Below are 19932 nucleotides of genomic sequence, written 5' to 3' on the forward strand. Positions count from 1 at the left end.
AAGAACCAAAATACACGAAACTTTAATTTTTTAAGACCGTATATCCTTGAGTAGGAGGTGCTTGGAGTATGTTTTTAGGTGGTTTTATTACTTGTCTATTTGTCAGTATTATTTGTCTCTTGTTTGGCTACTTAATTTGGAAGAAAAAAGAACTCTCATTTATCTCTGGATATAACGAAAAAACGTATAGTGGAGATAAAGACAAGTTAGCTTATGGAGTTGGACTATTGCTAATCGGAATCGGTGTCTTAACACTTTTGCTTCCGTTTGGTTTGGAGTTTATTGGTTCTATTATAGGCACATTATACGGAATCATTGTTGTCGTTAGCATAGTAGCGTGTGTTGTTTATATAAAATCTATTAATAAATAAAAATGTAAGAATTTCTTTTGCAACAGAAGTATTTGTGAAGGATTTCACTTAAACTAACGGGTGCTTTACTTCAATTAGGGGTTAAGCACCCTTTTCTTATTCAACTAACGGAGTTTAGGTTGAAAATAAGGTTAAAGTGAAACTTATTTCTAAATAAATCGTATATGTAAGTAATGGGTACTTTGAAAGGAGAGGATGTAAAATTGAAAGTTAAAAAAAATAATCATTTGAGAAATTCATTTATTTGTTTAGTACTTTTTCTTATTTTGCTTATCCTAATGTACAATCAATTTACTTATCTAGGTGATGTTATTTTTTGGTGGATATTAATACTTCCGATATTTGGGATCATTGAAGCTATACTAGGTATAGGGAAGAAAAAATGGGTATTACTTACTCTTAACATAGCCTCGCTTGTTGTTACTTTAGCAATTCTTCTTTGACCCTTCTTGATACATAATATTAAACAATATCAAATAAGTAACTCATATAAGAAGAGATTGTGAATAAATGTACTTAAGCTAACGGGTGCATTACTTGGTGCGAAATGTTCCTGGCTCAAATGAAATGTGGTCACACAATTTCGGTAAAGGTCAGGCAGTTTTAGACTTTTAAAACTGAAGGGTTATATCGAGGAGTCGAATGAGAAGGTAACGCTCTGAAAGGCTCCCCCTGCGTCGAATAGCACGTTAATTAGTAAGGAATAGCGTGTTATAAGCTCGGCTAATAGGCGTGAGAATTTACCGTAACAGTTCGGCTGACGAACTTCTGAATGTACGGGTCTACACGCACATTATATAGAAATGTATTTACTACTAAATGTAGGGTTAGCTGTGGATGAGTAAGAATCAAGTATATAAAAATCCATCTTGTGTTACAGGCACATGTAATGCTAACAGGCTCATAGGAAGCACCTAAGTTTGTTCCATAATAGATATAACTCAACATTGTAAGCTGATGACGTGGAGAGCTTACTCTTGGCGAAGCGGTGAAAAGGAAAATAGTCGTGAGACTAGCGATTATATAACTTCTCTTCATATCAGCGAAAGTGGTGGCACAGTACCGTTGAAGCGTGTAATGAACGTGGAGGGATAGCCACTAGACTAATTAAAGATTCATTCACCATGCAAGACAGTTCTTCAACGATTAATAAGGTTCTTGTAAGACTAATAGAGGTTCAGCTCCGAAAGGAGCCACCGACTTGTTAAAACGAAAGAAACTGAGGCACAACGAGTATTATGATATGCAGTTCCAATTTGATACTTTATATGCTCAAAGTGCTAATGGTCAAAATTTTTATGGATTACTCGATTTAATGCAATCCGATGAAAACATTCGATTAGCTTATCGTAATATTAAACGAAATACCGGCAGTAGGACGGCTGGATATGATGAATTAACGATTGAAGATATAAGTCAATTGTCTGTGTCAGAAGTTGTATCGACGATACAACGAATGTTTGAACGTTATATTCCCAAAGCCGTACGGCGAGTTTTTATACCAAAGGCAAATGGAAAAACACGTCCATTAGGTATTCCGACTATTTGGGATAGATTGTTTCAACAGTGTATTCTTCAAGTGCTTGAGCCAATCTGTGAAGCGAAGTTTTATAAACACAGCTATGGTTTTAGACCGAATCGCAGTACACATCATGCCAAAGCTAGGTTCGAAACTCTCATTAATCGTGCATGCTTATATCACTGTGCAGACGTCGATATTAAAGGGTTCTTTGACAATGTAAATCATGCCAAACTACTAAAACAAATGTGGTCGCTTGGCATTCGTGATAAAGCACTGCTTTCTATTATTTCACGCCTTTTAAAAGCTGAAATTATAGGGGAAGGATTCCCAACCAAAGGTACACCCCAAGGTGGAATATTATCGCCCCTATTATCTAACATTGTATTAAATGAATTAGATTGGTGGGTTAGTAATCAATGGGAAAGCCTAGAAACACGAAAGCCATATAAATCGTATGCTGGCAGATACAATGCATTGAAAAAATCGAACTTGAAACACTGCTATATTGTAAGGTACGCTGATGATTTTAAAATTCTTTGTCGCACGCGCTCACAAGCGATAAAAATGCATTATGCAGTGAAAGACTTTCTTCAAACAAGGCTCCACCTTGAAATTAGTGAAGAAAAATCGAAAGTGGTCAACTTAAAGAAAAACTCATCAGAGTTTTTAGGGTTTCGTCTTAAAGCGCATCGGAAGCAGACGAATAAAAGAACTCTTTATGTTGCTCGATCACACATGACAAAGAAATCACTCGAAAATGCACAGATAAAGCTTAAACAAGCAATAAAGGTGATTCAGAAACACCAATCACCTGAAAATGTTTGGCGATTTAATATGGTAATAATGGGTATACAGAATTATTATTCGGCAGCGTCGCACATCACAGTAGATTTAAATAAGCTGAACAAACGTCTTAATAAAGCATTATACAATCGTTTAAATGAAATGAGAAAAGAAGCAACGTTTCAGAACTTCACAAACACCTTACAGAAACGGTATAAGGGATATGGATGTAAACTCTATAAAATAAAAGGAATGGTCCTTGTTCCAATCCATGCCCAACGTTGTAAGGTGAATCGTAACTTCTCTCAATCAATCTGTAATTACACTACCGTAGGTAGAAATAAAATTCACCAAAACTTGCGGGCGATTAATAAACAAACACTCGCTTATGTGATGAAACAATATATACCAAGTCGTTCCATCGAATACAACGATAATCGGATTAGCCGGTTTATTGCGCAATACGGGAAATGTGCCATTACAGGAATTGAATTAGGAATGCGCGATTGGCATTGTCATCATAAGACACCATTCCATCTCACAAAAGATGATTCATACGGGAATTTAATGATATTATCCCAACCTGTTCATCGTCTGATTCATATAAGAAATCGAGAGAAAATACAGGTGCTTTTAAACGTACTCAAGTTAAATGAAAAGCAACTAAAAAAGGTCAATGAATTGCGTGAGCAATGTCTGAACGAAGCAATCTGATTCTACATTTCATCTTGCATATACATAAAAATACTGAATGAATTGGATTAGTTGGAGCGCCGTATGCTGGGAAACTCGCACGTACGGTGTGAAGTGGGGGAAAAGCCGGCGATAACGTCAAAAGCTTACCTATCACTATAAGAAGAAATAAATTAGGACCACCATATTAGACATATCTAAAATGTATGGTCCTTTTATTATCAACTATTTTACCAATATAACCTAAATATAACATTAGAATACGGGCAACTAGTACGTGTCATTGCTGACGAAATCATTCTACAAGACGACAGTAACGAACCTGTATTATCGTCTGGCAGATACTATCCTGATGAGGCAAAGGTTCCTGGCGTCGAAAGTGAAGTTTTAGATGAAGGACATATAATTGCTGATTCTCTCGGAGGGGTATCGAATGCTTATAATATTACCCCACAAGATAGTACGCTCAACCGACATGGTGATCAAGCTTATATGGAAGACGTGATCCGTAGCGCAGGTGGAGCTACTAATTTTGAAGCAATTATCACATATCCGAATACGGAAACGCAGATTCCTTCAAGTTATCAGTATACATATCTATGCTTACATTGATAAAATCACATATAATTTTCGCTCTACCAAATGGTTGATGAAAACGTTCAATGACGGCATATATTAACGCATCATAGGGCATCAAAGGTAGTTTTACTGTTAAATAACCAAGTAATCCTACCGCTACTACGAATAAACTGATTATTAAATAGATCATCGAACAAAAAACGTCACAGGCGTTGGGGATAATTGTAAAATAAAAAGCGTTACGTCATTAAAAAAACCGAACAATAAAGAAATAGATAGCTGAAAGCAAAATCCTTTAAACTCAATTCGTTTATGCAATATAACTTGAAGAAGAATATATATAATATTAGCAATGACTATAGTTATACCGATTGACAAACCTGACGTTAGTGAAAAACCATACGCTAACGATGCTACAGGTGAAACACCGAGATTTGCTTGAATCGAAAAGCCCACACCTAGAGATAATAAAATTAAGCAAAGTACGTATAACACTATTGTTCTTCTGTTTGTTAGACTTTTACGATCCATCCCATAGCCTACACAAAATTCGCCATTACCTTTTAACTATCTCTAAAATCCACAAAAAAATCACTATCTTGAATATTGTTTGTCTTAGAATAAATTTCGATTGCTTTCAATAAAAGGAGGATTTGGAAATTCTCGTTAACGTCTTTAAAATCTGTTTTCATATACTCTTTCAAGTTTTCTAGTCGATATAGAAGTCCACTTTTTGAAATGTTTAATAAGCGCATTGTGGTTTCAATTTTCAAATTGTTATTTAAATATATATATAGAGTTTCTAAAAGCTCGGTACGTTTTTGTTCCTTTAACGAAAAGATTCCTGAAAAACGATTTTTCGCAAGCTGCTTAATATGTCCAGAATTTAAATCATTAATAAAAATTGACAAAATACTAATATCTTTGAATGCAGTAATGGATGCGTTAGGACTAGAAACTAGGGCAATTGCAGCCTCATAGTAGCCAGAACTTGCCTCCAAAATGCTATGTTCGATATCGCTGTAACCAATTTGAAGAGAATGATTAGGAAATTGTCCTATTAAAGCTTCTCTTAAGCTACTAAAACCCTTCAGAATAGTAGAATGATTTTTTAAAGGATGAAATAAAAATATAACTAATTCCTGTTCCTTAAAAGTTATAAGTATACGTTGTTTTTTCAAGTGTCTACGAATAAAATTTTCAATCTCTTTTTGAATCTTGGATATATTATTACTCCATCTCAAAATAGCAACGGTATACGGTTGGTTAATATCAATAATAAAGTTGCGAGACCTAAATTGAATCTGCTTCATATCTGTTAAACGTCGATGCAAAATTTCATTAATAAATTTTGATTCATTCTCTGCTTGTGATTTTTCTAAAATAAAGTTTGTCTTAAGTAGAATAGAAATGATGTTTGCCATTTTTGATAATATTAAATAATCATCTGATGTAAATGTTTTTGGCTGCATAGATATAATCGACACATATGCAACAACTTTGTTTTTAATAACAATCGAATTTGTTAAACGCATATGATTTTCTAATTGAATAACCTTTTTCGTAAAAGAAAGTTGCTGACGCTTTTCAAAAAAATACATACCTAATTGCTTTCTTTCATTTTCATCGTATATCATCATATCCTGCACAATAATTTGTCTATTGCTATCTGACAAATTAGAGTAATGAGCAAGGTTATAGAATATATCCTCTATTAGAAAGGTTCTACTAAAAGTTTTCTCTGCTTCCTTTAATATATCTTCTATCGTTGCCCCATCTATAATGGCCTGAATAAATTTACTTTGAATATTACTCAGTTCAATTAAATCGAATGATAATTGATTTTCAGGGAGTTCGTTTGAATGATCAGGCAAATCATTTACAGTATAGATCTGCCAAGTACAATTTTCATCACCTCGCGCCACACACATTTTTTCGACAACATTCACTTCAAATTGGAAAGTAGTACTCAAATAACCTGTTGCAAATCCCCTTAGTGTGTGACAAACCGGTACATCACTTTGTCCAAAATAATCTAGATGAACTTTTGCCTCATAAGAATCTAACCACGTTCCTGTAATATAAAAAGTCTTAACTGATTTATCACCAAAGAACTCGATATAGCCTTCGTAAATCGCACCTTTTATATGTCCTTTTTTACAATGAAGAGTAGGTCCATGCTTAAGAAGGTCTTGAATATCGGAATATTTCTGTCTCATTTGTTGACCATCTGCAACCCCTAATTGATAACCATAATTGAACATTAATTCTGTTGCTTTCTCTATTCCATTTATTTCAATAATATCTGCTCTTAGAAAACTTAGAGCTGTTGCATTTCCAATATTGTTATTATCATCTTCTCCGCTTTCAATATGAAAAGTAGTCTTATTTATAGGAATAACACGTTGGTCCAACTGATGCCCCCCTTTAATTGTTGAAAAACCTTTAAAAAACCAATATTTCTCACTTATATTAAGTATCATACATCATATAAAACCAAACGAATAGTACTGAAAGCGTTTTCAAATTAAAATGAATGGTTTGTTTTCAGAACATTATAAAAGTATTACATTAAATGTGTAACTGATAAATACTCACACAAAGGGGAAATGTGGAATGCTACCAGAATTGTCCAAATTAGGTCACATCGCTTTAATTACACCAGATTTAAAAAAATCACTATGGTTCTTCTCTGAGGTTTTAGGTTTAGAAGAAACAGAGGTAGTGAATGGTACACATTATTTACGTGCATGGGGTGATTTTGAGCACCATACATTATCGCTTAAACAAGGGGAAAAATCAAAAGTAGATCACATTGGTTGGCGTACAAAACGTCCTGAAGATGTAGAGAAATATGCTGAGTTGCTAACTGAGGCTAGAGCAGATGTTAAGTGGATTGAAGCGGGTGAAGAAGCAGGTCAAGGAAGAGCGATTCGCTTTAAATTACCAAGTGAGCATACGTTCGAAATTTATTATGAAATGGAAAAAACACAACCTGATCAAGATCGTAAATCGGTATTAAAAAACCAAACGTACAAAGCTTGGAGAAAAGGCGCTTCACCACGTCGTATTGACCATGTGAATTTATCAACTTCACTTGATCCGTCTATTATTCACAATTTCTTAATAGAGAAGTTAGGATTTAAAATGCGTGAATATATCGACTTAGGTGATGGAAACATTCCTGCAGGATGGTTAAGTGTTACGCCGTTAGTACATGATGTTGCTGTAGGGTTAGAGCCAAACGCAGCAACACCAAACCGTCTTAATCACTTGGCATACTGGTTTGACAATGCACAAGATATTTTACGTGCGGCAGATATTTTGAGTGAAGAAGGCATTCAATTTGTAGGACCAGGTAAGCATGGAATTTCACAGGCAGTTTATTTATATGTGAAGGATCCAGGAAGTGGTCACCGGGTGGAATTATTCTCTAATAGTTACTTAATTTTCGAACCAGACTGGGAACCAATAAAATGGACACCTGAAGATTTACGTGTTGGAATAACTTATTGGGGACAAGATGCTCATATAATAGGTGAAGATACAACAGAAGGATAGGGGGAGCATAATGAGCTATCAAACAGAGATTTTAGATACTGGTCGTTTTCAGACGTTCTATTGTGAGGCGGGACAGGAAAATGAGGAAGTAATCGTATTACTACATGGTTCTGGCCCCGGAGCGAATTCAGTTAGTAATTGGCAACATATTTTACCAGAGCTTGCAAAGAACTATCATGTTATTGCACCTGATATGTATGGATTTGGAAATACAAAACACCCTGAAGTATACCCAAAATCATTTTGGGAATGGACACAGCTACGAGTTGAGCAACTGCTTGAACTACTTGACAAGAAAAACATAGATCGATTCAGTCTCGTAGGTAATTCAATGGGTGGTTATGTGTCGTTGAACGTTGTTATGTATGCACCTGAACGAGTGAAAAAAGTGTTACTAATGGGCAGTGCTGGTGGAGAAACACCCCCTACCCCTGAGATAATACGTATGGTTGGCTTTTATAAAAACCCAACGTATGAAAACCTGCGTAACTTAACAAATTGGTTTGTTTATGACCCTGCAACAATTCAAGATTCATTAGAAGATATTTTAGAAATTCGATATGAAACAATCAAACGTGAAGATATTCGCAATTCCTACTTGCAAAATATGTTCCCTATGCCTGGGGAGGGTCTTATTCCACCCAATGCATTACGTCAAATGGAACAGCCATTTTTACTACTTCATGGATTTAATGACCGATTTGTTCCAAAAGAAAGTAGCTTGAAGCTAATTGAGCATTTACCTAATGCGGAGCTTCGTTTATTTACACAATGCGGACATTGGTTACAGGTGGAAAAACAAGAAGATTTCATTAAAGCCGTAAGAGAGTTCTTCTAGTTTATTAGAATACAGTAAATTTTTTATTAATTTCATAAATTTCATCTATTGGAGAATATAAGACTCCTAGGAAGAAACTTGAGGTCACTGGAAAAATAGCTATTTTTCAATCACTTTTTAGTGGCCTCAAAAGCATTTTAGAAACTCCATGATAAACATCTTGGCTAACTAAATCTGAAAAATAATAAACATAAAATGGGAGGGTTACAAATGTCAGTTGAAACAAAGCAAAAATTCAAAAGATTTTCAGATGTTGAGCTAGAGCTAATTGAAAAAGCACGTGAAGCAGGTCAACTAGCAGAATCAGAATTAGCAACTTCCGAACTAAATGCATCTGTTTCTAAAAACTATATAAATAAGTTGATTAAAGCAGGCATTACACGTGCAAATCTTCCAAAAAAATACGGTGGTCCGCAAATATCGTTGCGTGGCCTCGGAGAAATAGTACGTACAATTGCATATCATAATATCTCAGCGGCATGGGTTGGTTATTTTTACCCTTTACACAACTCCCTTCCAGCACATCTTCCACAAGAAGGTAGAGACGAAATTATAAACTCAGGTGAACTAATAGTCGATGTTTTCGCACCTGTTGGACAAGTAACTGTGGTAGATGACGGTATTCGGTTAACTGGTACTTATAACTATACAAGCGGTGTAAACTTTGCTGGATGGGTTGGTTTAGGGGCAATTGCTCAATTACCCGAATCGGATAGTCCAGAATTAATCATGGCCTTCATGCGTAAAGACGATGTGCAAGTAAATGTAAACTGGGATACTTTTGGCTTACGTGGTTCAGGCAGTAACCAAGTAGTTGCCACGGATGTGTTTATTCCAAGAAGTCGTATTTTAAGACTTGAAGTTGCGAATGATACACGTCGTCCACCAGTCGGTTCTAATTATGATTCAGATTATCCATATTATCATGTGCCATTCTTCTCTGCATTCTATCTTGGATTTCCGAATATGGCATTAGGCGGAGCTAAACGATTAATTGATGAATATAAAAAACGAACAGAAGCACGTGTTCGTCTGCATGGAGAAAATGAAAAAGATTCCCCTCGCAGCCAACGAATTTTAGCCTCCCTTATGCTGGAATATAAAAAAGCGTCTGGTCTAATGGAACAATACTACAATTTATTAGAAACATATGAAACAGATGGTCCTTACGAAAAAGGGGAGTTTTCTTCACTTCGGGCTGAAATCATTAAAATTTGCCAGGATATCGCTACGACAGTAATGGTTTCACTAGGCGGAGCATCTTTAACAAAGAATGACACAATTGAAGTATTTGTACGGGACATTATTGCCGTTGCCACACATATAACATCGCTATATGAAGATGCATTATACACGTACGGTCGTAATTTATATGGCTATGAAGGAATTGGTATGGGCTAATTTCTCTAAATATCGCGTTAATAAAAATAAGCATTTCTTCTATATAAAATGTGATTTAAACAAGGGGCTTGAGACATGACAAAATTAAAAGTAGCCATTTTAGGATCAGGCAACATTGGTACCGATTTAATGAAAAAAATTCAGCGGTCCTCTTTTCTTGAGTTAACGGCTGTTATAGGGATTGATCCCAACTCTGATGGTCTACGAAAAGCACGTGAAGCTGGTTTTCAAGCAATTGATACGGGAATTGAAGGCTTCCTTCAAACACCGGAAATTGCAGATGTAGTGTTTGATGCAACAAGCGCTTATGCACATGTGAAGCATGCAGAGCTACTAAAAAACCATGGTAAGAGAGTAATAGACTTAACACCAGCAGCGATTGGGCCACTTACAGTCCCAACAGTAAACCTTTATGAACATTTACAAACAGATAATGTAAACATGGTAACATGCGGTGGTCAAGCAACGATTCCGATTATTTATGCAGTTTCACAACTGTATGAGGTAGAATATGCGGAAATCGTTGCGACAATAGCAAGTAAAAGTGCTGGTCCAGCAACACGTGCGAACATTGATGAATTTATCGCGACTACTTCACGTGCCATCGAGGTTGTCGGCAAAGCAAAAAAGGGAAAAACAGTTTTAATTTTAAATCCTGCTGAACCACCAATTATGATGAATGACACGATTCATTTATTAGTAGATCAGCCAGTAACCGATGAGGAAGCACTGATTGATGCGCTTGAAAAAATGGAAAAATCGGTACAACAATATGTCCCAGGCTATCGCATAAAAACCCGTCCATATATTGAAGAAAATCGTATCACTGTATTCCTTGAGGTTGCTGGTGCTGCTGATTATTTACCTGCTTATGCTGGGAATTTGGATATTATAACAGCTGCAGCTATTAAAATTGCTGAGGAATGGGCAAAGGCAAAGACAACTGTGTAAAGGAGGGAAATACGATGAAACGCGATATTATCATAACAGAAGTAGCTTTACGAGATGGCAGTCATGCAGTCCGTCATCAATTTACAGTTGAACAAGTTAGAAGGGTTGTTGCTGGATTAGATATAGCAAACGTACCATATATTGAGGTTGCTCATGGAGATGGTCTCGGTGGATCGACGGTTCAGTACGGAAATTCACATACCGACGAGTTTAAACTCATCGAAGCAGCTGTAGAAACTGCCAAAAACTCAAAAATTGCCGTTCTTTCCTTACCAGGAATTGCAACGAAGTCTGATATTAGACTTGCAGCGAATTTGGGTATTTCTATGGTTCGTGTCGCAACACATGTCACGGAAGCCGACGTTTCATTACAGCATCTAAGCTTAGCGAAGGAGCTAGGATTAGAAACAGTTGGGTTTCTAATGATGTCTCATATGGCTGAGCCAAGTAAAATTGTAGAGCAAGCAAAAATTATGGAAAACGGGGGAGCAGATGTTATTTATATTGTAGATTCTGCAGGTTCCCTACTTCCGAATCAGGTAGCTGATCGAATAAAAGCATTGAAACAAGAGATAAATGTTCCTTTAGGTTTCCATGCACATAATAATTTATCATTAGCTGTTGCGAATTCATTAACTGCTATTGAGCATGGAGCTGAACGTATAGATGGTAGTATCCGTTGCTTAGGTGCTGGTGCTGGTAATACACAAACCGAAGTCCTAGTAAGTATATTGGATAAAATGAATATAGTTACCGGAATTGATTTATATAAAATAATGGATGTAGCTGAAGAAATCGTAGCGCCAATTCTGCCAACACCTCAAGAAATTACACGTGGTAGCTTAGTATTGGGTTATGCCGGAGTTTATTCTAGTTTCTTATTACATGCGCAAAGAGCTGCTGAAAAATTTGGCGTGGATGCACGAGATATTCTCATTGAAATTGGTAAGCGTAAGGCAGTTGGTGGTCAAGAGGATATGATTTTAGAGGTTGCAGCAGAGTTGAAATATGGAACTGTAACGGTCTAAAAATTAATTTTAAGCAAGTTGAACATCCTATTTGTTTAAAAGACAAAAAAATACTATTCAGAAAATATATAAAAGTTAAATCATCAGGGGAGGTTCAATAATGGATGATCGTCTATTTAGAAGTGCAATGGGTAAATTTGCAACTGGTGTAACAGTCATTTTGACAGAAACAGATGGTGAAACACATGGGATGACAGCGAATGCTTTTATGTCCGTTTCACTTGATCCAAAGTTAGTAGTGATTTCCATAAAGGAAAACGCACGTATGCTTCCTAGAATCACTGAAGCCAAGAAGTTTTCAGTCAATATTTTAAGTTCTAATCAAGAAGAAGTTTCTAAAATATTTGCGGGTCAAATTAAAGATCAGGAGGTAACATTTAATCGTTTAACAGATGTACCTGTTATCCCTGGAGCTATTGCGCAAGTGGTTTGTGAAGTTTCTGCTGAACATGTGGAAGGTGACCACACATTGTTTATTGGTAAAGTAACTAACATTACGATTGAAGATGGTGATCCATTATTATTCTTTAATGGAAAATATCGCAGCTTCGAGGAATTAGTAAAAATATAAGAAAAATAGGAATCTCTAACAAGTATGATAGAAGGAGTTATGCTAATGAAAACGATTTTAATTAATGCTGAAAATTTACTGGACATTTATAGTCAGGCAACTCCTTGTGTTATGGCACTCGGCTATTTTGATGGTGTCCATCTGGGGCATCAGCGTGTCATACAAATTGCCCGTAAAGAAGCAAATAATCGTAGATTACCATTAGCACTCATGAGTTTTAGACCGCATCCCATCAATATCTTATCTGGTGGGAAGCGATATATTCCTCATTTGACGACACTTTCTGAAAAAGAAATGATACTTAATGGTTTAGGTGTGGACATATTTTATCTTGTCGATTTCACACTTGACTTTGCAGCATTGTCACCAAAACAATTTGTCGAGACCTATTTATTAAAACTAGGGGTAACCCATGCAGTTGCTGGATTTGATTTCTCATATGGATCTAAGGGTGTAGGAAAACTTCATCATATTCCCGATGACTCAAAAAATGAAATTACTGTAACTGAGGTACAATGTGTGGATTATTTTGGTGAAAAAATTAGTTCAACAGCAATCCGACAACGATTACTAACGACCGATGTACATGAGATTCCTCATTTTCTTGGGAAGCACTATACTGTTAATATGCTTTGGGATGGAAATCAATTCAAACCTATGGAGCTGACGATGCTTCCTAATAAGGGGATTTATGAGGTTGTGTTGGAGTATGATCATCATAAAATTAAATCCATTATTTCCATCAATGAACATGGTATTTTACGAATTATGAAGGTGTTTAATAAATTAACAAAGGGCATTGTAAAAATTCACTGGCTACAGCCTAGCCAAACGAGAAGTTTAGCTAGAATCTAATCTTTAAAGGAGTGGCGTTATGGTAACGGAGCGATTAATATCTAATGTTATTCATCTGCTTGACGAAGCACATCTAAAACATCAATCTATTTCACCAATTACAATCCAAGAGCCGATGATAACTATTGATGATGCTTATGAAATTCAAGTCAAACGAATTGCAGTCGCAACAATGGAAGGTGATCGTATTACAGGTAAAAAAATTGGTTTAACATCCTTTGCAATGCAAAACCTCTTAGGTGTAGATCAACCGGATTATGGACATCTTTTAAAGTCGATGTATGTAGAAGAGGGTGCGGCAATTTCCCTAAGTCAATTATTTCAACCAAAAATTGAAGGCGAAATTGCGTTTGTATTGAAGGAAGATTTAGTAGGTCCAAATGTTACTGTAGATGATGTTCTACGGGCAACAGATTATGTTGTACCTGCCCTTGAAGTTGTTGATAGTCGAATTAAGGATTGGAAAATTAAACTTGAAGATACAGTGGCAGACAATGCTTCTTGTGGACTCTACGTTCTTGGAACTAATAAAGTAAACATAAGCGACGTAGATTTAAAGAGCATTCATATGCAACTTTTAAAAAATAACCAAGTTATCAATGAAGGAAAAGGGACGGATGTTTTAGGAGACCCCGCTCTTTGTGTTGCTTGGCTAGCGAATAAATTATCGGAATATGGTGTCAGACTTAAAGCTGGAGAGATTATTTTATCAGGTGCTTTATCCGCAGCGGTAGTAGCAGAACAAGGTAATCAGTTTAAAGCCAAGTTTACACAAATTGGAGAAGTGAATGTTAACTTTCATGTTTGAAAATATCGATAAATGATACGCAACCTTTTATGGATTTTCTCCAAATCGGTTGCGTTTTTGCACAAATATACTAAAATTCATTTGAATTTCTCATTGAAACAGAGATTCTTAAAAAATATGTGTTAAATAGGAAAATGATATAGATGAATGATTATTTTGTTTCTTAAAGCAATTATAAACTGCGGAAAAAACGAAAAGTCTACTTTACTACTTGCGTCATCAACGGGAAAAATTACGGTTGATGACTATAATAATATTCTACTGTACTTTATCAAGTGAAACAGAAATTTGAGGCAGGAATGGTTGTAAAAGAATTATATAATCAGTCTTAAATTTGATAAAAATAGAATTTATATCTACGGAATTAGGTAGCAATTTAATAGCTTTTATATAGTGCTTAGCTAATATCAATAATTAATTATCTAGGAGGATGTAAATGAATCAATTAACGAATCAGAAAGTTTATAAGTCCCCATGGCTGACGTTTTGTATATTGCTATTAGGTGTTTTTGTTACATTAGAAGCTGCAGCTTTTATTGGTCCAGCATTACCGTATATTAGTAGTGATTTGGGTATTCCTGTTTCAAATGCAGGGATGATTTCGGTAGCGTATTACATTACAGCTATTTCTTTAGCTCCGCTTTTTGGCCGACTAGGTGATCAAAGAGGGAGAAAGAAAATTATCATGTTTGGTTTAGCAATATTTGCTTTTTCGGAATTTATGGCAGCATTTAGTCCTAATGTGACTATATTATTGATCGCTCGACTTTTACAAGGAATTGGATACGCTTGTATATTTCCGAATGTCTTTGCTTATGTAACGGAGTTGTTTGATGAACAAAAACGTGGAAAAGCGATTGCTTTATTTATGCTTTTTGTATTTATTGCAACAGGTACAGGTGGAATTATTTCAGGACTTTTGATTAAAAATATTGGTTGGCATGCAATTTTCTTATTTAGTGGGACAGTTTCGTTGATTGGCTTAATCTTAATCGGTATATTAGTACCGAATTTTGAAAAAAGTAATAAGAAGTTAGATATTGATTTTGCTGGTGGTTTTTTATTTCTATTAACAATTTCTATTGTTATTTCAATGCCAATGATTATTGGTAACTTTGGTATTAGTAATTTTATTACGATTGGATTAGCAGTTTTAGCAACTATCTTTTTAATCACTTTGATAAGTGTTGAAAGAAAAGTGAAGTCACCAGTAGTTGACTTAAATGTACTAAAAATCCCAAGCATAGCTATTTCAGCTCTTTTAATTACTTTTCAAAACATTATAATGCTAAGTATCATTTCTTCTTTAACATTTTATGCTGCTGCAAGAACTGGTTGGACTGCAGTAGAGGTTGGATTGATTATAACGGTTAACTTTGTTATCGCAGCAATTATTTCGCCTGCTGTAGGTGCATTTTTAGATCGATATAAGCCGGCATATTTAGTGGTAATTGCTTTAGTGTCTACGTTAGTAGGTACATTTATTTTCATAAATATTCAGATGGATTCTTCATTATTAATCATTTTAAGTATTCCGTTCTTTATCGGTATTACTTCAGGACTATTGAATTCCTCATTAATGAAAATCATTATTACTGAGACACCAGAAGATAAAAAAGGTGTAGGAGCAGGTACTTTTGGGATGTTTAAGGATTTAGGTTTACCGTTAGGTTCTACTTTTGGTTTGACATTGTACGGTGCGGCACAATCGTCGAAATTAGAATCAAATTTACAAGACATTTTAGTAAATGAAGGAGTAGCAACTAGTAATTTATCTGAAGTGGTAAGTGTACTGATGTCAGGAACAGTTACGGAACCAGTAAATAATTTGTTAATGCAACTGAATCTTTCAGCAGAAGATATATTAATAGAAGCGAAGACAATGAGTACAATTGGAGCTATTCAAACGGTAGGAATTACAAATATTATAATTTTAATTATTATTCTCGCTTTGAGCTTCACTTTATTTAGAAAGTCAAAAGTAGCTGTTACTAAGGAAGAAGCCTTAACTAAGGAAGAGTTAGGTGCGGAAGGTTAAATGAAATATAGTGGTTGGAAAAACCACCTTAAAATAAAGGGGACTGTCTGAAAAGCCATTTATCAATAAATTATCTGAATAAAAACCTACTCTTCTGAAACGGAAGGAAAGATTTACAAATTTTAAAATTATGCTGTTTGGTTTTGGACATGAGCTTCGTATACAAGTAATGGATATGTACACAGAAAAAAAGCATTTATGGGTTGATCTAAGTCAAGAGCATTTAAACTGGTACGGAATTTAGAAGACGTAGTTTTTTATACTTACTATATTAAACCAAAGAGGGTGACCCGAAGAGTAATTTTGGGCACCCTCATTTACTTTGAATTTTCAAATGTATTTTGAGTTATCAATAAAAAAGAATAAACCCACTGCTATGAAATGCTTAACTTTAGGTAGACAGATTAAAAATAATAATTTGGCTATTACAAGTGGAATAATTTTTATGCCTAAGAAAGGTCTCACAATAGAATTATAGATGAATCAGTTCAGTATGGAATGAAGGTATATACTTTTTAAATTAGCTTTCTAAAAAGTATGAAGTGAATAAATCTTAAATTAAGGAATAGATTCTTTTTAGTTATGTAATTTTGTATATATATTGTTTTAATTCATTATTTACAAATTCCACCATGATACGAGAAATTTCAGAATAGTGGGCCTTATTTAACCTAACAAAACCCAAAAAGTGATTTTGTGGAAAGGGTACTATTAAATCAACGAGAACAATATCCGTTTGATGAATAAAATTAGGATCAGTTATGAAACTATAATTTAACCCTATGGTAATAGCAGTATTATTTGAAAGACTTTTGCGGATAGAATCTAAGTTATTTGTTCTTAATGAAATATCTAACCTACCAAAATTATTTCCACTAGATAAAATATCCATTATTTTACTATCATCATGAGTTGCTATTGGATAGTCACTAATATCGGAAAGTGTGACGGATCTTTTTTTAGCGAGTGGAGATGTATTATTTACCGCAATCACAGTTTTACAAGAAGTTATTTTTTCAAAGTTGTATTCCTTCTTTTCAAATTGATCCTTTTCATCAAATGCTAAAAGAGCAATATCAATATCTTGATTTAACAATTTTTCATATATTTGAGCTGTACTTCCTTCAAATAGGTTAGATCTTATTAGAGGATAAGAACTCTTTAATCCAGTGAAGGAGTCAATTATTAAGGGCATAAAACCAGGTAAAGAACCGAATTTAATGGTTCCATTAAGTTCATTTTTAATTATTTGAACCGTTTCAGTCAAAATTTCAACTTTTTCGATAATTTCTCGTACTTTATTAATTATCAATTGTCCTTCCTTTGTAGGTATTGTACCAGATCGAGACCTTTTAAATAATATGATATCTATTTCCTTCTCAAATTGTGACAAAGATTGGCTTAACGTAGGTAAAGTGATATTTCTGTTAATTGCGGCTAGTGTTAAAGATTTTGTTTTAGAAACCTCTACAATATTTGCTAATTGTTCTAAATTCAATTAAATCCCTCCTATACTTAAATTATAATTAAGTTAACTTAATTATAATTAAATTTATTTTATTTAAATACAGTTATACAATAGAAGTGTAACAAATTTGTCACAAGTTTATGAAAACACTTATTTTATTACTTAGGAGGATTTTAAATATGAGATTACAAGATAAAGTTGCAATTATTACTGGTGCGGCAGGAGGAATGGGTGCAGAAGAAGCAAAACTATTTGCAAAAGAAGGGGCAAAAGTTATTGCAACTGACTTACAAGTTGAGAAATTAGAAGCAGTTGTCAATGAAATTAACCAAAACGGTGGTGAAGCTATTGCAATTAAACATAATGTAGCTTCAGCTGATGAGTGGAAAACTGTAGTTGAAAAAGCAGTTGCTCAATTTGGTAAGGTAGATATATTAGTAAATAATGCAGGAATCGGTGGAAAAAATCAATATGCAACTCCAGAGACAACTGAAATAGATGAGTGGGACATGGTAATGAATATTAACTTAAAAAGTACATTCTTGGGTATGAAATATGTACTGCCTATAATGAAGGAAAGTGGTAGCGGTTCCATTGTTAATATTTCATCTGTAGCTGCAATGATTGGTACAGCTGGTCCAACTGCTTACACTGCATCGAAAGGAGCTATTCGTTCGATGACTAAAAACGTTGCCGCTAGTTATGGTAAATTTAATATTCGTGTAAATTCTGTTCATCCTGGTGTTATCAATACACCAATGATGCAGGGGGCATTAGCGGATGAGCAAATTTCTAAACAACTTAATTCCGTGATCCCATTAGGTCGTCCATCTGAATCAATTGAAGTAGCACAGGGAGTTCTATTCCTTGCTTCTGATGAAGCTAGCTATTTAACAGGTTCTGAATTAGTAATTGATGGTGGAACAACGATTATTTAACGCTGAAAAGCTTGATAATTATCTAATAATAATTATTAAATCTTATAAGGGAAAAATTTCATTGAATAATAGTTGTTATATAAGCTGTTGTTCAATTAACTAAATAGATAGGGGAGTATTTGTAATGAGATTACAAAATAAAGTTGCGATTATTACTGGTGCAGCAAGTGGTATGGGTGCAGTTGAAGCAAAATTATTTGCAAAAGAAGGTGCAAAGATTATTGCAACGGACTTACAAATTGAAAAATTAGAAGAAGTTGTCAATGAAATTAATCAAAACGGTGGTGAAGCTATTGCAATTAAACATAATGTAGCTTCAGCTGAGGAATGGCAGTCTGTAATTGAAAAAGCAGTTGTGAAATTTGGTAAAGTAGATGTTTTAGTAAATAATGCAGGCATTGCAGATAAAAACCCATTAAGCACACCTGAGACAACGGATGAAAATGAATGGGATAAAATAATGGATATCAATTTGAAAAGTGTATTTTTAGGAATGAAATATGTTCTACCTGTTATGAAAGAAAATGATGGAGGTTCTATCATCAATATTTCTTCTATTGCAGCGATGATAGGAACTGGAGGTCCATTTGCATATACAGCTTCGAAAGGTGGCATTCGTTCGATGACTAAAAATGTTGCCGCTTCTTATGGATCATATAACATTCGCGTAAATTCGATTCACCCAGGTGCAGTAAAAACACCTATGACAGCTAGTGCATTTGAAGCTGCAGAAGGTTTTAAAGATGTTACACAATTTATACCTCTTCGTCGTGCTTCCGAAGCAAGTGAGATTGCTAATGCCGCTCTATTTTTAGCTACAGATGAATCTAGTTATATGACAGGATCTGAATTGGTTATTGATGGGGGAGCAACAATCGTTTAATAAGTACAAGATTACAGCAAAAAATAATTAATTAAATTTAAAATTTAAAATAAAAATACTCGAAGTATTAAAAAAATAGAAGCTATTTGATTCATCTTTATTTCAAATAGCTTCTTTTTAATTTGAAATAAAATATAAGTTTTTTGATTTTTTTGAAAACATTTGATAAATATCAACTCTTGTTCTATTAGAGTAATTTTCCACTGTAATAAAGTGACTATATAGATTGTGAAGAACTGTATTTAAATTACCATGAAAATTAAAAAGTCTCGTAAATTAAGAAAAGTGCATAACAAAAGAGACTCAGAAAATGCTATTAAAAGCATATGTCACCAATAGGGCAACAACGGCATATTCTGTTCGTGGTGAGTTGGTATTTAATGATCAAGATAATAAAACTAAAAATATCTATTGGAACTACCGAGAAGACACCGCAAATACTTCTTGGACAGACAATAACATAGTAGTAATTAATGGACATACGTTAGATGTGACAAGGAACAAATTTGATTTTAGAAATCAATAATACTCTTCTTTCTTGTTTAACTAACGGGTGCTTTCGTATTATAAGGTTAACCAGTTTTTACTGGTTGACCTTATTTTTATAGGATTTAATATATCAGTAGCCAGGGTAGGACGTACGG

General features: G+C 34.5%; 19 protein-coding genes and 1 pseudogene. 16 read left to right on the top strand and 4 right to left on the bottom strand.

Annotation, left to right across the window (positions count from 1 at the left end; all coding sequences use genetic code 11):
- Positions 1-68: 68 nt before the first annotated feature.
- The 4 genes and pseudogenes from AC1TO6_RS18510 to AC1TO6_RS18525 all read left to right on the top strand — a co-directional run.
- Positions 69-371 (top strand): DUF3784 domain-containing protein, encoded by a 303-nt coding sequence (locus AC1TO6_RS18510; protein ID WP_482103101.1) that lies wholly within the window; start codon positions 69-71, stop codon positions 369-371.
- Between the two features lie 203 nt (positions 372-574).
- Complete coding sequence (locus tag AC1TO6_RS18515; protein WP_482103102.1) at positions 575-814, top strand: hypothetical protein; 240 nt, start codon at positions 575-577, stop codon at positions 812-814.
- A 758-nt stretch (positions 815-1572) separates the two neighbouring features.
- Positions 1573-3390, top strand: coding sequence for a group II intron reverse transcriptase/maturase (gene ltrA, locus AC1TO6_RS18520; protein ID WP_482103103.1), 1818 nt, complete (start codon positions 1573-1575; stop codon positions 3388-3390).
- Positions 3391-3621: 231 nt separating this feature from the next.
- A pseudogene (locus AC1TO6_RS18525) lies at positions 3622-3966 on the top strand (DNA/RNA non-specific endonuclease); the annotation flags it as partial.
- On the opposite strand, the gene AC1TO6_RS18530 reads toward AC1TO6_RS18525, so the two are convergent.
- Genes AC1TO6_RS18530 through AC1TO6_RS18540 form a run of 3 tightly spaced genes read right to left on the bottom strand, consistent with a single transcriptional unit; the run spans position 3914 to position 6362 of the window.
- Positions 3914-4138, bottom strand: a complete 225-nt coding sequence (locus tag AC1TO6_RS18530; RefSeq protein WP_482103104.1) for a DUF6198 family protein — start codon at positions 4136-4138, stop codon at positions 3914-3916. The pseudogene AC1TO6_RS18525 and the gene AC1TO6_RS18530 sit on opposite strands and share 53 nt — an antisense overlap.
- Complete coding sequence (locus AC1TO6_RS18535) at positions 4135-4479, bottom strand: DUF6198 family protein (protein ID WP_482103105.1); 345 nt, start codon at positions 4477-4479, stop codon at positions 4135-4137. Before AC1TO6_RS18535 ends, AC1TO6_RS18530 begins: the two co-directional genes overlap by 4 nt.
- 32 nt (positions 4480-4511) lie before the next feature.
- On the bottom strand, positions 4512-6362 hold the full coding sequence (locus AC1TO6_RS18540; protein ID WP_482103106.1) for a V4R domain-containing protein: 1851 nt from the start codon (positions 6360-6362) through the stop codon (positions 4512-4514).
- A gap of 202 nt (positions 6363-6564) precedes the next feature.
- Here AC1TO6_RS18540 and AC1TO6_RS18545 point away from each other — a divergent pair, with 202 nt between their 5' ends.
- The 9 genes from AC1TO6_RS18545 to AC1TO6_RS18585 all read left to right on the top strand — a co-directional run bounded on the left by AC1TO6_RS18545 (position 6565) and on the right by AC1TO6_RS18585 (position 15999).
- Positions 6565-7509: a VOC family protein gene (locus AC1TO6_RS18545; RefSeq protein WP_482103107.1), complete on the top strand. Its 945-nt coding sequence runs from the start codon at positions 6565-6567 to the stop codon at positions 7507-7509.
- Positions 7510-7519: 10 nt separating this feature from the next.
- Complete coding sequence (locus AC1TO6_RS18550; RefSeq protein ID WP_482103108.1) at positions 7520-8347, top strand: alpha/beta fold hydrolase; 828 nt, start codon at positions 7520-7522, stop codon at positions 8345-8347.
- A gap of 210 nt (positions 8348-8557) precedes the next feature.
- Positions 8558-9748 carry an acyl-CoA dehydrogenase family protein gene (locus AC1TO6_RS18555; protein WP_482103109.1) on the top strand — a complete coding sequence of 397 codons (1191 nt, stop codon included), beginning with the start codon at positions 8558-8560 and terminating at the stop codon, positions 9746-9748.
- Positions 9749-9823: 75 nt separating this feature from the next.
- Positions 9824-10699 (top strand): acetaldehyde dehydrogenase (acetylating), encoded by an 876-nt coding sequence (locus AC1TO6_RS18560; RefSeq protein WP_482103110.1) that lies wholly within the window; start codon positions 9824-9826, stop codon positions 10697-10699.
- Positions 10700-10713: 14 nt separating this feature from the next.
- The gene (dmpG, locus tag AC1TO6_RS18565; RefSeq protein WP_482103111.1) at positions 10714-11727 is read left to right on the top strand and encodes a 4-hydroxy-2-oxovalerate aldolase; all 1014 of its coding nucleotides are present in this window, start codon (positions 10714-10716) and stop codon (positions 11725-11727) included.
- Between the two features lie 100 nt (positions 11728-11827).
- Entirely contained in the window at positions 11828-12298 is a 471-nt protein-coding gene (locus tag AC1TO6_RS18570) for a flavin reductase family protein (RefSeq protein WP_482103112.1), read from the top strand.
- Between the two features lie 45 nt (positions 12299-12343).
- A complete protein-coding gene (locus tag AC1TO6_RS18575) occupies positions 12344-13153 on the top strand; it encodes an FAD synthetase family protein (protein ID WP_482103113.1) in 810 nt (269 codons plus the stop codon).
- A gap of 19 nt (positions 13154-13172) precedes the next feature.
- Positions 13173-13961 carry a 2-keto-4-pentenoate hydratase gene (locus tag AC1TO6_RS18580; RefSeq protein ID WP_482103114.1) on the top strand — a complete coding sequence of 263 codons (789 nt, stop codon included), beginning with the start codon at positions 13173-13175 and terminating at the stop codon, positions 13959-13961.
- A gap of 436 nt (positions 13962-14397) precedes the next feature.
- Complete coding sequence (locus AC1TO6_RS18585; RefSeq protein ID WP_482103115.1) at positions 14398-15999, top strand: MFS transporter; 1602 nt, start codon at positions 14398-14400, stop codon at positions 15997-15999.
- Positions 16000-16579: 580 nt separating this feature from the next.
- Here the strand turns inward: AC1TO6_RS18585 and AC1TO6_RS18590 are convergent.
- Entirely contained in the window at positions 16580-17497 is a 918-nt protein-coding gene (locus AC1TO6_RS18590; protein ID WP_482103116.1) for a LysR family transcriptional regulator, read from the bottom strand.
- Positions 17498-17646: 149 nt separating this feature from the next.
- Here AC1TO6_RS18590 and AC1TO6_RS18595 point away from each other — a divergent pair, with 149 nt between their 5' ends.
- The 3 genes from AC1TO6_RS18595 (at position 17647) to AC1TO6_RS18605 (ending at position 19814) form a co-directional block, all read left to right on the top strand.
- Entirely contained in the window at positions 17647-18405 is a 759-nt protein-coding gene (locus AC1TO6_RS18595; protein ID WP_482103117.1) for an SDR family NAD(P)-dependent oxidoreductase, read from the top strand.
- Positions 18406-18529: 124 nt separating this feature from the next.
- Positions 18530-19288, top strand: a complete 759-nt coding sequence (locus tag AC1TO6_RS18600; RefSeq protein WP_482103118.1) for an SDR family NAD(P)-dependent oxidoreductase — start codon at positions 18530-18532, stop codon at positions 19286-19288.
- Between the two features lie 310 nt (positions 19289-19598).
- On the top strand, positions 19599-19814 hold the full coding sequence (locus tag AC1TO6_RS18605; protein WP_482103119.1) for a DUF5412 family protein: 216 nt from the start codon (positions 19599-19601) through the stop codon (positions 19812-19814).
- Positions 19815-19932 lie beyond the last annotated feature (118 nt).

Source organism: Sporosarcina sp. Y352 (assembly GCF_056786535.1).

Coding starts and splice junctions, on each gene's coding strand:
- AC1TO6_RS18605 (WP_482103119.1), top strand. CDS start 19,599: ATGCTATTAAAAGCATATGTCACCAATAGGGCAACAACGGCATATTCT.
- AC1TO6_RS18580 (WP_482103114.1), top strand. CDS start 13,173: ATGGTAACGGAGCGATTAATATCTAATGTTATTCATCTGCTTGACGAA.
- AC1TO6_RS18570 (WP_482103112.1), top strand. CDS start 11,828: ATGGATGATCGTCTATTTAGAAGTGCAATGGGTAAATTTGCAACTGGT.
- AC1TO6_RS18585 (WP_482103115.1), top strand. CDS start 14,398: ATGAATCAATTAACGAATCAGAAAGTTTATAAGTCCCCATGGCTGACG.
- AC1TO6_RS18530 (WP_482103104.1), bottom strand. CDS start 4,138: ATGATCTATTTAATAATCAGTTTATTCGTAGTAGCGGTAGGATTACTT.
- AC1TO6_RS18510 (WP_482103101.1), top strand. CDS start 69: ATGTTTTTAGGTGGTTTTATTACTTGTCTATTTGTCAGTATTATTTGT.
- AC1TO6_RS18560 (WP_482103110.1), top strand. CDS start 9,824: ATGACAAAATTAAAAGTAGCCATTTTAGGATCAGGCAACATTGGTACC.
- AC1TO6_RS18575 (WP_482103113.1), top strand. CDS start 12,344: ATGAAAACGATTTTAATTAATGCTGAAAATTTACTGGACATTTATAGT.
- AC1TO6_RS18550 (WP_482103108.1), top strand. CDS start 7,520: ATGAGCTATCAAACAGAGATTTTAGATACTGGTCGTTTTCAGACGTTC.
- AC1TO6_RS18535 (WP_482103105.1), bottom strand. CDS start 4,479: ATGGATCGTAAAAGTCTAACAAACAGAAGAACAATAGTGTTATACGTA.
- AC1TO6_RS18600 (WP_482103118.1), top strand. CDS start 18,530: ATGAGATTACAAAATAAAGTTGCGATTATTACTGGTGCAGCAAGTGGT.
- AC1TO6_RS18595 (WP_482103117.1), top strand. CDS start 17,647: ATGAGATTACAAGATAAAGTTGCAATTATTACTGGTGCGGCAGGAGGA.
- AC1TO6_RS18545 (WP_482103107.1), top strand. CDS start 6,565: ATGCTACCAGAATTGTCCAAATTAGGTCACATCGCTTTAATTACACCA.
- dmpG (WP_482103111.1), top strand. CDS start 10,714: ATGAAACGCGATATTATCATAACAGAAGTAGCTTTACGAGATGGCAGT.
- AC1TO6_RS18555 (WP_482103109.1), top strand. CDS start 8,558: ATGTCAGTTGAAACAAAGCAAAAATTCAAAAGATTTTCAGATGTTGAG.